A 14,541-nucleotide genomic window follows, 5' to 3' on the forward strand; every position below is an offset into this window, starting at 1 on the left:
CGGATCATCGCGGGGAGATTTGATTTGGCGGACAACGGGTTGACCTCGAAGACGACACGGCGCGGCATATTGGCCGGCATCGCCGCCATCGGCCTCGCTCCTGCCGGCGCGAGACCGCATGCGCCGATGGGCGATCCCGATTTCGGTCCCAACGTGCTCGTCGTCGATCCGGGCATGCCGGACGCGCAGCGCCGGATCGACGGCTGGTTCGCGCAGCAGGAACGCGCGCATTTCACCGACCGTCGTTATGCCGTGCTGCTCAAACCGGGCGCGCACCGGCTCGACATCAACGTCGGCTTCTTCACCCAGGTGGCCGGTCTCGGCCTGCGCCCCGGCGACGTGACGGTCACCGGTCACGTCCATGCCGAGGCCGATTGGGCCAAGGGCATGGCGTTGGTCAATTTCTGGCGTGCGGTCGAGAACCTCGCCGTCCGCCCGCCCGATGGCGCGGATCGCTGGGCGGTCTCGCAGGCGGCGCCCTATCGCCGTGTCCATCTCGCGGGGGATCTCGCGCTGGACGATGGCGGCTGGTCGAGCGGCGGCTTCATGGCCGATTGCCGCATCGACGGCACGATCCGTTCGGGCACGCAGCAGCAATGGTTCACCCGCAGCTCGCAGATCGGCGGCTGGCAGGGCGCCAATTGGAACATGATGTTCATGGGCGTCGTCGGCGCGCCGGCCAGCAGCTTTCCCGAACCGCCGATCACCACGCTGCCGTCGGTGCCGCGCATGCGCGAAAAGCCGTTCCTCCACGTCGCCGCCGACGGCCGCTGGGCGGTGTTCGTGCCGGCGCTGCGTCGTGATGCGACCGGCATCTCCTGGCAGGGCCGGCCCGACGGCCGCGTCGTGGGGTTGGACGACTTCCTCATCGCCACCCCCGCGACGCCAATCGCGGCGATCAACCGCGCGCTGGCGACGGGGCGCCACCTGCTGCTCACCCCGGGCGTCTACCGGCTGCGCCAACCCATCCGCGTCGTCCGGGCGGACACGATCGTCCTCGGACTGGGCCTCGCGACGCTGCTCAGCGAGGCGGGCAATGCCGCAATGACGGTCGCCGACGTGCCGGGCGTGTCGATCGCCGGCCTGCTGATCGACGCCGGGCCGCAATCCTCGCCGGTGTTGATGGAGGTCGGGCCGCGGGGCGCCGTACGCGACCACCGGGCCAATCCGACGCTGCTCGCCGACCTCTTCTTCCGGGTCGGCGGCGCCGCGATCGGCAACGCCGGCACGTGCCTGGAGATCAACAGCCATCATGTGATCGCCGACCATCTGTGGATCTGGCGCGCCGACCACGGCGATCGGGACGGTGGTCGCGTCCATGTCGGCTGGACCGAGAGCCGCGGTGAGCACGGGCTGGTCGTCAACGGCGACGACATATGCTGTTACGGGCTGTTCGTGGAGCATTTCCAAGGCTGGCAGACGGTATGGAACGGCGAGAACGGCCGCACCTTCTTCTACCAGAACGAACTGCCCTACGATCCGCCGAGCCAGCACGCCTGGCGGCCGGAGTCGCCGCGCGGCTGGGCCGCGTACAAGGTCGCCGACCGGGTCCGCCGTCACGAGGCGATCGGCATGGGCGTCTATGCGAACTTCACCGCGGACCCGACGATCGTCCTGGCGAGCGCGGTCGAGGTGCCCGACACCCCCGGCGTGCGCATCGCGAATGTGACCACCATCTCGCTCGGGGACGACAAGGGCACGATCGCCCATCTGGTGAACGATGCCGGCGCCGCCGCGCGGCCCGGCAGCATACGCCAGACGCTGCGGCGCTGTCCGGCCTGACGCCCGTCCGGACGCAGGCGCGGACGGGGGGCAAACGGAACGATGCCCGCCAGCGTTCGTCCTGCCCTCGCCCTCCCGCGAAAAGGCCGCCATCGTGACAATCCATCCCGTGACCCCGGCGGTATGATCCGCCCGCGGGCCGTCCGCCGCCACGTCGGCGTCCTCGCCCTGCTGGGCTCGCTCGCCGCGGCGTGTTCGCCGCTGACCACCTTCGACAGGCTGGTGCCGAAGGACCGGGGCGGCGTCCGCGTCGCGAAGGACCTCGCTTATGGCGACGCGCCGCGCCAACGTCTGGATGTCTACGCGCCGCGCGAAGCCTGCGGCCGGTCGCGACCTGTCGTGGTGTTCTTCTACGGCGGCAGCTGGAACAGCGGCACGCGTGCGGGCTATGCCTTCGTCGGCCGCGCCTTGGCCGCGCGCGGCTTCGTGACGGTCGTCCCGGATTATCGGCTGGTCCCCGACGTGCACTATCCCGCCTTCGTCGAGGATGGCGCGGCGGCGGTGCGCTGGGCCATCTCCCATGCCGACGCTTATTGCGGCGACGGGGGATCGGTGGTGCTGATGGGCCATTCGGCCGGCGCCTATATCGCCGCGATGCTGGCGGTGGACCCCCGCTGGCTCGGTACCTCGCGACCCGCGGTCAAGGGCCTGGTCGGGCTCGCCGGCCCTTACGACTTCGCCCCCTTCGACGTGGCGGCCAGCCGCGCCGCCTTCGGCCAGTCACCCGATCCCGCCGCGACGCAGCCGGTCACCTGGGCCGGTGCCGGCGATCCGCCCGCATTGCTCCTCTACGGCAGCGACGACACCGTCGTGCGCCCGCGCAACAGCCAGGCATTGGCCGCGAAGTTGCGCGCCGGCGGCGTGGCGGTGGACGAACGTGCCTACGCCAAGCTGGGGCATATCGGCATCCTGCTGGCGCTCGCTCGCCCGTTTCGCGGTCGTGCCCCGGTGCTCGACGACGTCGCGGGCTTCGTCCAGCGGACCGTCGATACGGATCGGCGGTGATGGCGCCCGCACGGCGGAACTCGATCGCCGGCCTACGACGGCCGCGTCGCGTGACCGATGCGATAAGGCCCGTCGCGGACGGCTAGAGGCCGCCCTTTCCAGCTGAGCCGCACCTGGCCCTCCTCGACGAGACCATCGATCGCGGCATGGACCAGCGGCATCGCGTCTCGCCAAGCCTCCTTGGGCGCGATCGCGCGCGCCACCTCGCTCGGACACACCGTCGCATCCGGGGATCGCGATGCCAGCAGCGCAAGCGTCGTCTCGCGGGCGGCGACCGTCATGAGCGGCGATCGCGATCCGAGCGGCCGGCCGTCATCGCCCGCGTCACGCGCATTGCCCGAAGCGTCGTTGCAAGATCGATCGGTACCGGCACAAGCACCGAACGCACGACGACACTTGCCGGCCTCACGCTGTGTCCCGACGCCGCTCCGATGCGCGCGGTTCGTTCGTACCACGAACAATAGCGGCCTCGATACGCCGTCCGCGCGACATCGGGTTGGCGTCGATCGCCGGCCTTGCATATAGCCGGGTCTATGCCATTCCTTTCGCACGCTTCATCCCGCCTGATCCTCGCGGCACTCCTGCCGTTGCTCGTCGCGCCGCTGCCGGCGGACGCGGCGGCGACCCGCCGCGCCAAGCCACGGGCCGCGGCACCCGCACCGGCCAGGCCGGACAATGCGATCATCGCGCTGCCGCTCAATCCCATCGTCCCGGCGGGGCAGCGGCTGTGTTCGGTGACGGCACCGTCCGGCCTGGGATCGACGGTGCTGCGCGCCGGCGCCGGGACCAAACCCGCGGCAGGGGACGTCGTGCTGGTCAACTACATCGGCTATCTCGCGGCGACGGGAGCGGTGTTCGATCAGGGCATGCGCTCGCCGCTGCCGGTCAACGGTGTGATCCCCGGCTTTTCGCAGGGCCTGCAGACGATGGCCCGGTCGGGCGTCGCCCGGTTCTGCATCCCCGCCGCGCTGGGCTATGGCGCGCAGGCGTCGGGGCCGATCCCGGCCAATGCCGATCTCGTCTTCCAGGTCGAATTGCTGGACTTCAAGACCGCGGCCGAGGTCGAGAGCATGAACCGCGCGCAAGCCGCCGAACCGCCGGCGCAAAAGGATGCACCGCCGCAGCCCTGATCCCGTCCGGTCCGCGCGATCGGTCGGCACGCACAGCCGCCAAGCGCTTCGGCACAGCGAAACGGGTTGTCGATCCGCGCGCTTCCGACGCAGCGTGCGGCATGATGCGACTCGAACGGGCGAACAACGTGGCCGACCTGCGGCTGATGGCGCGTCGCCGGCTGCCGCGGCCGATCTTCGACTATATCGATGGCGGTGCCGACGACGAAGTGTCGCTGCGGCGGAACGCCACCGCCTTTGCGGACTATGAACTGGTTCCAGACGTCCTCAACGACGTGTCGACGATCCGGACGGAGACCCGTATCTTCGGCCAACCCGCGCGGTGGCCGCTGATGCTGTCGCCCACCGGCCTCACCCGCATGTTCCACGGCCACGCCGAACACGCCGTCGCCCGCGCCGCCGCGCGACACGGGCTCCTCTACAGCCTCTCGACGATGGGCACGACGCGGCTGGAGGATCTCGCGCAGGCCTTCGCCGGGCCGAAGGTCTTCCAGATCTACATCTTCAAGGATCGCGGCCTCACCGCCGAATTCGTCGCGCGCTGTCGGGCGGCGGGATTCCACGGCCTCGCGCTGACGGTCGATACGCCGGTCGCCGGCAATCGCGAGCGCGACCGGGTCAGCGGCCTCTCGCTTCCCCCGAAACTGACGCTCCGCTCGTTGCTCAGTTTCGCGCTCCATCCCTCCTGGTCGCTGCCCGCGCTGACCGGGTCGAGGTTCGACCTCGCCAACGTCAGCCACAAGGTCGATGCGCTGGCGGCGGGACCGATGAGCCTGTTCGATTATATCGGCGGTCAGTTCGACCGCTCGGTCGGCTGGCGCGATGTCGAATGGCTAGCCCGCGAATGGAACGGACCGCTGGCGATCAAGGGCGTGATGACGCCCGCGGATGCGCGCCGCGCGATCGGCTCGGGCGCGACCGGCGTCATGATCTCCAACCACGGCGGGCGTCAGCTGGACGGTGCCCCGGCCCCGATCGACCAGATCGAGGCGGTGCGCGACGCCGTCGGCGACGCACCGGACGTGATCTGCGACGGTGGCATCCGGCGCGGCTCGGACGTGGTGAAGGCGCTCGCCCTGGGCGCGACCGCCTGCTCGATCGGCCGCCCCTATCTGTACGGCCTCGCCGCGGGCGGCGAGCCGGGCGTCGATCGTCTCCTGACGCTAATGCACGAGGAGTTCCGCCGCACGCTGACGCTGGCGGGGATCAACGATATCGACGCGCTATCCCGCCGTCACGTCCGCCATCGGTCGGTTGGCGGGTCGTCCGGGTTACCCCGCCCGTAGAAGCTTCAGGTCGGCGATCGCCATGTGATGCGCCGAGGACGCCAGGCCGATGAAGCTGAAGCGAACATAGGCGCAGGGCATGACGGTCTCGAAAGCGATCCGCTGGGGCGAGAGGGCATTGGCGATGTTCGAAAATTCGCCGGCGCCGAGATCGCTCCAGGTCTTGCCGTCCACGCTGGCCTCGACACGATACCGCCGTGGAGGAGCGGCATCGGTCATCACCGCGCGCGATGGGGTCAGAACGAAGCCGCCGAGCCGTTGCCGATGGTCGAATTTGAGCACCACCGTCACCGCCATCGACCGATCCGCTACCGGGACCCGCCAGGACGTGCCGACATCGTCGTCGAACAGAGCCTCCACGTCCGGCCCCGACGACGAGGCAATCGACCAGGCCGACGGCGGGACGGTATCGGCCGCGCGCGGCCTCGGCAGTGCGACCGCGACCGGGGCGGTCTGGCGGAACAGAGCGATCTCGCTGATCGCCGGACAGACGGGTGCATCGGTGATCCGCAACCGCAATCGTCGTGCCTGGACGGGAGCGGCGAGGCGGACGATTCGCTGCGCGGCGATACAGGCGCCTGACGCCACCTCACGCCAGCCCGATCCCGTATCGAGATCGACGGCGAAGCGCGTGACGCGAACACCGAGCGGCAGATATTCGCGGATGCGGATGATGTCGAAGCTGCGGCCGGGTGGAACGTCGAGCACGATTTGCGGCGTGTGTACGCCATCCGGTGTCGACCAATAGCTGTCGGGATCGCCGTCCAGCACCTTGGCCGCAGCGAAGCGCGCGCCGCGTTCATGATCGGCATGCGCGATCGCCCCCTCGGCCAGATCGACCTTATAGGTCGCGCGCTGGGCGTCGCCGAAGGCGCGGAGCACCGCGATATCGACGTCCGCCAGCCGGCCGCGGCGATCGGGCGGCAGGTTGAGGATCAGATTGGTGCCGCGGGCGACCGATTCGTCATAGAGTTTGACCAGCCGCTGCGGGTCCTTGACCTTGGCGTCTTCGTCGGCGTGATAGAACCAGCCGGGGCGGATCGAGGTATTGGTTTCCGCCGGCCACCATAACGGACCATCGCGCAGTCCGGCATTGCCCTCCGCCTGGCTGGGCTTGTGGTCGGGCATCGTCGGCCAGCAGGGATCGCCGGCGACGCCGTCCTCGTTGCCGACCCAGCGCGCATCGGAGCCGAGCGGTTCGAAGGTACAGGCGAGCGGCTGGTAACGGTGCACCAGCGCGAACATCGACGGCCAGTCGTAATAAGCGGCCGCGTCGATCGTGCGCGTCTCGCGTGAGCCGCCGTAATAGCCATCGCCGCCATTGGCGCCATCGAACCAGAATTCGAACAATCGGCCGTAGCGGGTACACAATTCGACGATCTGCTTACGGTAGTAATCGATATAGGCGGGGCGACCATAATCGGCGTGGTTGCGATCCCAAGGCGACAGATACAGGCCGAAGGCGAGACCGGCGCGACGACAGGCCTGTTCGAATTCGCGCACGACGTCGCCCTTGCCACCGCGGAACGGGCTGTTGCGCACGCAATGCTCGGTGAGCATCGTCGGCCACAGGCAGAAGCCGTCGTGATGCTTGGCGGTCAGCACGATGCCGCGCAGCCCGCCCGCCTTGGCCGCGCCGACGATCTGCTCGGCGGAAAAGTCGGTCGGATCGAACAGCGCCGGGCTCTCGTCGCCATAGCCCCATTCGCGATCGGTGAAGGTGTTGATCGAGAAATGGACGAAGGCATATTGCTCGCGCCGATGCCAGGCGAGCTGCCGCGGCGACGGCGTCGCGCCATAGGCCGCGGGGGGAGCGTCCGCCGTGGCGCGGGGTACCGCGCGGGCGGCGCCGACGCCGGCGGTGGCGAGACCGGAGGCGAGAAGGGTTCGGCGGGAGAGCGACGACATGGCTGGTCCTGATGCAGGAGGGAAGGCTCGGGACGATCAGGCCGCCCCGACGGGGATCCGGCGCAGTGTTATGCGATAGCGTCGGCCCGGCCGGGTGCGGATTTGCGTCACGCCCTGGATCGGCGCGAAGCGGAGGGCGCGGCAGTCCTGCCGTATCGCCGTAACGACGAACCCGGCCGGCGGTCGCACCGCGAGCCGGTCGCCGCCCGCGGTCACCGTCGCGCGGACCACCGCCGGTCGCCACGCGATGTCCACCGCATGGCCGCCCCGCGCGCGCAGCCCGCTTATCGTGCCGCTCGCCCAGTGCGCCGGCACCGCCGGCAGCAGCGCGATGGCGTCGCCGTGGCTCTGCAGCAGCATTTCCGCGATCGCGGCGGTGATGCCGAAATTGCCGTCGATCTGGAAGACGGGGCGCGGTTGCGCCGGGTGCGTGTCGAGCAGGTTGGCGGCGACGCTATGCGCCAGAAAGGCCGACAGCGACCGTGCGGTATCGGCCGGGCGTCCGAGCCGCGCCCAGATCGCCGTCGCCCAGGCCCGGCTCCAGCCCGTGCTCGACCCGCCATGCGCCTCGCGCCGCGCCAGCGAGACCGCGCCGGCCTGCGCCAGCTGCGGCGTGCGCTGCGGATCGATCGCGGTGCCGGGGTAGAGCGGATAGAGGTGCGAGACGTGGCGGTGGCCGGGGTCCTGCTCGTCATAGTCCGCCGACCATTCCTGCAACTGGCCGAAGCGCCCGACCCGATAGGGGGCAAGCCGTTCCAGCAGGCGCGACAGGCGCGCGGCGAGATCGCTGGTATCGCCGACCAGCGTCGCCGCCTCGATACAATGCGCGAACAGCTCGCGGATCAGCGCGAGGTCCATCGTGCAGCCTGTGCCGACCGCCGCGGCCCTACCCGGCGCGGCCATGAACAGGTTTTCGGGCGAGATCGACGGTGCGGTGGTCAGCCCGTCGCCTGCCGGATCGGCGACCAGCCAGGCGGCGCAGAATTCGGCACAGCCGCGCAGCAGCGGGAAGCCGCGATCGATGAGGAAGCGCCGATCGCCGGTGAAGCGGTAATGGTCCCAGACGTGCTGCGCCAGCCACGGCCCGCCCATCGGCCAGTTCGCCCAGTTCGGGTCGCCCTCGCGCGCGCCGACCGGATGCGTCATCGCCCACAGGTCGCTGTTGTGGTGCACGCACCAGCCCGGCATGCCGTACAGCGTCCGCGCGGTCCGGGCACCGTTCGCCGCCAGCCGCTCGATATGGTCGATCAGCGGCAGATGGCATTCCGACAGGTTGCAGCTTTCCACCGGCCAATAGTTCATCTGCAGGTTGATGTTGGTCGTGTAATTGCAGCTCCACGGCGGGCGCACCGTGGCATTCCACAGCCCCTGCAGATTGGCGGGCATGGTTCCCGCGCGCGAGCAGGCGATCATCAGATACCGGCCGAGATGGAACAGCCGCTCAGCCTGCGCCGCGTCGGCATCCGCGGCGGAGAGCGACAGCGCGGTGCGGCGATAGAGCGCGCGATGATCGCGGATATGGCGATCGAGCAGCAGCGCGAACGGCCGGTCCGCGCTCGCGGCGAGCTCGCGCCCCGCCGCCGCCGCCACCGCCGCCGATGGTGTATCGGGCAGCCGATCGAAGCCCCGGAACCCGGTCGCCGCGGCGATCCGTACGACGATCTCGTCGGCGCCGCGGACGGAGACGGTATCGCCGTGCGCGACGACGGTGCCGCCCCGCGCTTCGACGGAGAGGATGGTCGCGAATGCCATGCCGTGACCGGGCTCGTCCGAATAGGCGATCGGATCGGGCAGGTTGCGATAATCGGGCTCGCAGCGCGTCGGCGCCTTGCCGGTCAGCGTGAGGGTCGTGCCGTCCGCGACGGTATCGCCGCGCAACGACGTCGTCAGCCCGATCCGGCCATGCAGCGCACCCGGACGATCGGCGCTCAGCCGAAGCACGATGATCCCGTCGGGATGTGAGGCGAACAGCTCGCGACGGAAGCCGATGCCGTCGCAGCGATAGGCGACCGACGCCACCGCGCGGTCGAGGTCGAGCTCGCGCCGGTACGCGCGCGGCGGCGTGTTATGGGTCATCGCCAGCACGAGGTTCGCCATCGGCGCGTAGCTCTGGCTATAGGCGCCTTGCAGCGCTTTGCTCAACAGGTCCGCGGCGGGCGGGTCGCCGGCGAACACCGCGGCACGCACCGCCGCCAGCTCGGCGCGCCCGTCGTGATCGGGCGACGTCGCGGGCTGCCCCGTCCACAACGTGTCGTGGTTGAGCGAGATCGTATCGCTGGCGACGCCACCACCCATCATCGCGCCGATCCGGCCGTTGCCGACGGGATGGCCGAGCAGCCACTCGCCGGCAGGTGCGGTCGCGACGAGACGATGGCCGCGGGTCGGCGCGCTTTCCTGCGCCAGCGCCGCGTCACCGCTGGCGAGCAGGCCCAGCATCACCGCGCCGCTTCCCCCGGCGAGCAGGTCGCGGCGCGAAACCGCCGGCGATCCGTCGTCGTCGATCGGAGAGGTCGACCTAGAAATTGAGCGTTGCTCCCATGTTGATCGAGCGGCCGAGCGCATCATACACCGATGGCGACGTATTGACCCGCTCCGCCGCCTCGAGCGGCGGGCTGGGGCGGACCGGCGCATTGGCGTTGAGCAGATTGTTGACGACGACCCGCAGCGTCAGGCTGCGCGACACGGTGACGCTGGTGCTGAGGTCGAAGACGTCATAGGCCGGCAGATATTTGTACTGGTCGGGCACGTTGGGATCGTCCGCACCGAAGATCGGATTGCCGTCGAGCCGCGAATTCTTCAGCCCCGAATTGTGCCGCCAGTTGAGCGACACCAGACCCTGCGTCCGCGCACTGTCCGGCGAGGCGAGGGTGAAGCGGAAATTATGCTGGTAGCGGCGATAGCCCTGCCCCGCATAGGGTCCGAACAGGCCGACGACGTTGAAGTCGGTGTCGGGCAGGCCGAGGTCGCCACCCTTCGCGGTCTGCAGCGTCGCGACGTAGCTCGTCGAGAAATGCGCCCAATTGCCCACACGCGTATCGTAATTCGCCGAGAAGTTGAACCCGCGCGCATTCGTCTTGCCGAGGTTGCTGTAACCCTGGTTGATGTAGCCGCTCGCCGATCCGGCATTGCTGAACAGGCTGCCGTCCGGGTTGCGGACCAGCTGGCCGCAGAAGAAGTCATAGCCGGTGTTGGCGCAGGTCTGCAGGAAGTCGATGGCGCGGTAATAGCCGATGCCGTTCTCGATCTCGATGCTGTAATAATCGGCGGTGATCGACAGGCCGCGCAGCATCCGCGGCGTCAGCACCAGGCCATAAGTATAGGTGTGCGCGATTTCCGGCGTCACCAGGCCCTGCGATCCGTTGCGCACGGTGCACAGATTGTCCGGGCATTGCGGGATCGCGCCATATTGCGCCTGGGTGACGCCCGTCTTCTGGCACACCGCGAGGCTCGCCGACGGGCTGGCGCCGGCACAGGGATCGCCCAGCGTGTTGCTGTCGAGCGTGCCATAACTGACCGCGGCGTTGGACGACAATTCGTAGATGCTCGGCGCGCGCGTCGCCTTGTTGTAGCTGGCGCGCAGCAGCAGATCCTCGATCGGACGCCAGCTGCCGTCGATCTTGTAGGTCGAGCGCATCTTGTCGACGCCCGAATAGTTCGAGCCGCGGATCGCCGCGCCGAAACTCAGATCGCGGACGAACGAGCGGTCGCTGACCAGCGGCACGTTGACCTCGCCGTAGACGTCGAAGGCGTGGTTCGACAGCCGGTTCGGCGTCGATCCGAATGCCGCCTGATAGGCCGCGTCGGGATTGGAGCGATAGGTGTTGGCGCGATATTCGGTGCCGAGCGCGATGTTGATCCCCTTGGTCGAAAGCGGGCTGCGAATGCCGTACTCGCCGAGATCGCCGGTGACGTTGGCATTGCCGACCCATTGTTCGTAGCGTTCGCGGAACAGGCCGCCGCCCTCGCCGTAGGACAGATAGTCGATCGCCGCCTGGCTGGGGCCGGCGGTGGAGAAGATATCGAGCGGCACGCAGCCGGGGTTGGTCGCCACCGACGCACAGGTCGCGACGCCGTTGACGTCGACGACCTGCAACGCATTGGCGACCTTGGCCGGATCGACGCGGTTGAGCTGGCGCTGCCGGTAGAGCGTGGTCGAATAGACGCCGCCGACGTCATAATGCCACGCACTGCCGAGATCGCCGCGGACGCCGGCGACGCCGCGATAGATTTCGTTCGACGAACGCGTCACCTGCGGCTGGGTGAAGCGATAGCGCACGTCGGTGGTGACGTTGGTCGCGGTCCCCGCCGCGGTGCCGCACAGCGACTGCGCCTGTTGCGCGGACAGCAGGGGATTATCGCAATTGATGGTGTAGGCCACCGACCCGGGCTGGATCGTCGCCGGGTCCGACTGGCTGGTCGCGTTCGACTTGAGGTAGAGACCGTTGGCGTAGAGCTGGATCGCCGGCGACACTTCGTAATTGAGGAACGCCGCGCCGTTGTAGCGGGTGTTCTGGCGCTGGAAGTAGAAGGTCTCGTTGTAATTGTAGCCGTTGGCACCGGTGTAGGGCACGAAGGCGCGCGAGCCGTCGGCCGCGTTGCTGAAGATCGTCCCGTTCTGCGCCGGCCCCGACAGCGCCTGGAAATAGCCCGCCGGCGTCGCCGAGGAGGGCGAGGCGCAGACGACCGTCTGCGCGGACAAGGTGATCGGACAGACCGAGAAGGACCGCGACGAGGCGAGCACCGGCTCGACCTGGCTATAGGCGCCGAAGATCGAGATGTTGCCGCGCCCGCCGGCGAAATTGTGGCCGATGCTGATGTTGGCGTCGAACCGGCCGCCGTCGTTGCGCGACCCGCTGGGGACGGCGAAGCCGGCGTTGCGGGCCGCCTGCGCGGCGATATTGTCGCTGTTGTCGGCGTTGTAGAAACCGTAATTGACGTTGGCGTTGACGCCTTCAAAATTCTTGCGGAGCACGAAATTGACGACGCCACCGATCGCGTCGGAGCCGTAGACGGCGGAGGCGCCACCGGTCAGCAGGTCGACGCGCTCGATCAGCCCGACCGGGATCACCGAGGCGTCGATCCCTTCGGTAACGCCGATCCGCTGACCGTCGATCAGCGTCAGCGTCCGGTTGGTGCCGAGCCCGTGGAAGTCGAATTGCTGGCGGCCGTTGCCGTTCGACAGGTTGGTGTCGCTGTTCTTGATCGCCGGAACGCGGTTGAGCACCTCTTGCACGCTGAAGGCGGATTGCAGCTTGATCTCCGCCTGCCCGACGCTCGTCACCGGCGCGGTCTCGACGAGGTTCTTGGAGCGGATGCGCGAGCCGGTGACGATCACGTCAGCCCCATCGGGCGTCACCGGGTCGGCTGGCACGGCGGCCTGCGGCGCAACGGTCGCGGCGCCCGCCTGCGTCGTCATCGCGACCGGCGTGTACGCCGCACCGCGGTTGATAACGTACACGCCCTGCGATGTCCGCGCGACGGTCAGCCCGCTGCCCTGCAACAGGCGGTCGAGCCCGGCGTCGACCGTCATGCTGCCCGCCACGGCCGGCGCGATGCGGTTGCCGAGCAGGGCCTCGTCGAACACCAACTGGATACGCGCCTGACGACCGAAGGTGCGCAACGCCTGACCCAGCGATTGCGCCTTGATATCGACCTGCACGGGTCGTTGCTGGGCCAGCGCCGGCGAGGCGATCATCACGATGGCGATTGCCGCGCTGCTGACGGCGGCACCGATGCGTCGAGTCCCGATCATGTCACACCCCTCTTTTATGTTGTGGTTTTATGACGGACGACCGGGCGGAATGCTCAGCAGCTTTCCAACATTTTTATAACCATTGCCGCAATTTGGTATCAGATTGGACGGTCAGGGCGCGACCATCCGCAGCGTGTCGCCATCGCGCGTGACGCGCACCGGAAAGGTGGCGGCGATGGCCTGGGCGAAGGCGTCGCTGTCGCCGGCATTGAAGACGCCGCTGATGCGCAGCGCCGCGACATCGGGCGCAACCGCGATCCGGTGGGCGCCGGCATAGCGGTTCATCCGCTCGGCAGCGACGCCCAGCGCCTCGGCGGTGAAGCTCATCTGCCCCTCCTCCATGCCGTCGTTGAGACCGATCGGCGCGATCCCGCCGATCGTCTTGCCGAACGGCATCCGCAGCTCCGAGCCCGGCGCGAGCGCCCGCTCGGCAGCGACGATCGCGCCGTCGCGTCGGGTCAACGCGGCGACCGGACCGTACCGGCCGTCGTGCAGGACCGCGACGCGCCCCTCGAACAGCGCGACGCGCATCTCGCCGGCGAGACGCTCGACCGAGAATTCGGTCCCGGTGGCGACGACGACATCGTCGCCGATATGGACGGCGAAGGGGCGGAGCGGGTTCTTCGCCACCTTGAAGCGTGCACGCCCGCGTTCCAGCGTAAGATCGCGGCGCTGGTCGCTGAAAGCGACCGAGACCGCGCTGTCCGCGTCGAGCGACAGCCGCGACCCGTCCGCCAAAGCGATCACCCGACGCTCGCCGATGCCGGTGCGATAGGAGGTGCCGCCGTGTCGCTGCCAGACCATCGTGGCGAGCGCCACCGCGACGAGCGCGACGACCGCCGCCAGCGCGCGCCAGCCTGCCGGCAGCACGGCACCGCGCATCCAGCGCCGCCGTTCCGCCCGGTGCATCGCACCGAGCGCCTCGCGACGCAGGCCGAGCAGCTCCGGCGCATCGGCATCCGCCTCCAGCCCCGTCCAGACCGCGAGGGCCAGATCGAGCTGCTCCTGACGTGCGGCGTCGCCCGCGAGCCAGTCGCGCAGGTCCTGCTGCTCCGCGGCGGTCAGGGCGCCCTCGCTCAGCCGCATGCACCAGATGATCGCATTGTCCTGGTCGGTCGACCCGAGGCTGCCGGTCATCGTATATCCTCAAGATTGGCCAGCAGCGCCTGCATCGCCTTCGCGATATGCTTTTCGACGGCGCTGACCGAAATGCCGAAGGCCGCGGCGATCGCCTTACGCGGCATGGCCTCCAGCCGATACAGGATGAAGATCTGCCGGGTCCGGTCGGGCAGCGTGCCGAGCGTCCTGGCGACGCAGCCGACGCTCTGCCGTGCGGCGAGCAGCCGCTCGGCGTCGAACGTGTCGATGCCGAACGTGCCGTCCTCCATCCACGCCTGGGCGTAGCGGGACCGCGTCGCCTCGCGGCGGACATGGTCGCGCAACAGGTTGGCGGCGGCCTGGAAGATATAGCCTTCGGGATTGCCGGCGGTTCGACCGCCCATGTCGGCGATCCGGACGAACATGTCCTGGACCAGATCCTCGGCCAGGGTCCGATCATGCAGCCGCCGGAGAAAGAAGGCCATCAATGCCGGACGCATCCGGCGCATCACCGTCAGAAGCTCGCTCGGGTCCTGCGGTGGGTCGGATCTTACCACGTGCATCTTCTTGAGACGTTTGT

10 protein-coding genes are annotated in these 14,541 nt (G+C 68.9%); 4 read left to right on the forward strand and 6 right to left on the reverse strand.

Translation table 11 applies throughout. From position 1 onward, the window contains the following. Positions 1-39 precede the first annotated feature (39 nt). Both FFS23_RS06625 and FFS23_RS06630 read left to right on the forward strand, forming a co-directional pair. Entirely contained in the window at positions 40-1,782 is a 1,743-nt protein-coding gene (locus FFS23_RS06625) for a pectate lyase-like domain-containing protein (RefSeq protein WP_249340560.1), read from the forward strand. 123 nt (positions 1,783-1,905) lie between these two features. Then, positions 1,906-2,787 carry an alpha/beta hydrolase gene (locus FFS23_RS06630; protein WP_137897967.1) on the forward strand — a complete coding sequence of 294 codons (882 nt, stop codon included), beginning with the start codon at positions 1,906-1,908 and terminating at the stop codon, positions 2,785-2,787. A 32-nt stretch (positions 2,788-2,819) separates the two neighbouring features. Here FFS23_RS06630 and FFS23_RS06635 read toward each other — a convergent pair whose 3' ends face one another. Further along, a complete protein-coding gene (locus FFS23_RS06635) occupies positions 2,820-3,068 on the reverse strand; it encodes a DUF3253 domain-containing protein (protein ID WP_137897968.1) in 249 nt (82 codons plus the stop codon). Positions 3,069-3,320: 252 nt separating this feature from the next. On the opposite strand from FFS23_RS06635, the gene FFS23_RS06640 reads away from it, so the two are divergent. Then, a complete protein-coding gene (locus tag FFS23_RS06640; RefSeq protein WP_137897969.1) occupies positions 3,321-3,917 on the forward strand; it encodes an FKBP-type peptidyl-prolyl cis-trans isomerase in 597 nt (198 codons plus the stop codon). A gap of 101 nt (positions 3,918-4,018) precedes the next feature. Beyond that, positions 4,019-5,203, forward strand: a complete 1,185-nt coding sequence (locus FFS23_RS06645; protein ID WP_137897970.1) for an alpha-hydroxy acid oxidase — start codon at positions 4,019-4,021, stop codon at positions 5,201-5,203. On the opposite strand, the gene FFS23_RS06650 is transcribed toward FFS23_RS06645, so the two are convergent. The 5 genes from FFS23_RS06650 to FFS23_RS06670 form a co-directional block, all read right to left on the reverse strand. Continuing rightward, positions 5,189-7,111, reverse strand: a complete 1,923-nt coding sequence (locus FFS23_RS06650; RefSeq protein WP_137897971.1) for an alpha-L-fucosidase — start codon at positions 7,109-7,111, stop codon at positions 5,189-5,191. The genes FFS23_RS06645 and FFS23_RS06650 overlap by 15 nt on opposite strands. A 36-nt stretch (positions 7,112-7,147) precedes the next feature. Next, positions 7,148-9,547 carry a glycoside hydrolase family 95 protein gene (locus FFS23_RS06655; protein ID WP_249340567.1) on the reverse strand — a complete coding sequence of 800 codons (2,400 nt, stop codon included), beginning with the start codon at positions 9,545-9,547 and terminating at the stop codon, positions 7,148-7,150. Between the two features lie 79 nt (positions 9,548-9,626). Further along, positions 9,627-12,863, reverse strand: a complete 3,237-nt coding sequence (locus FFS23_RS06660) for a TonB-dependent receptor (RefSeq protein ID WP_137897973.1) — start codon at positions 12,861-12,863, stop codon at positions 9,627-9,629. A gap of 111 nt (positions 12,864-12,974) precedes the next feature. Beyond that, the gene (locus tag FFS23_RS06665) at positions 12,975-14,000 is read right to left on the reverse strand and encodes a FecR domain-containing protein (RefSeq protein ID WP_137897974.1); all 1,026 of its coding nucleotides are present in this window, start codon (positions 13,998-14,000) and stop codon (positions 12,975-12,977) included. Next, positions 13,997-14,524, reverse strand: coding sequence for a sigma-70 family RNA polymerase sigma factor (locus FFS23_RS06670; RefSeq protein ID WP_137897975.1), 528 nt, complete (start codon positions 14,522-14,524; stop codon positions 13,997-13,999). The genes FFS23_RS06665 and FFS23_RS06670 overlap by 4 nt, the downstream gene beginning before the upstream one ends. Positions 14,525-14,541 lie beyond the last annotated feature (17 nt).

Origin of the sequence: Sphingomonas sp. 2SG (genome assembly GCF_005503285.1) — a bacterium.
Classification (GTDB): Bacteria; Pseudomonadota; Alphaproteobacteria; order Sphingomonadales; family Sphingomonadaceae; genus Sphingomonas; species Sphingomonas taxi.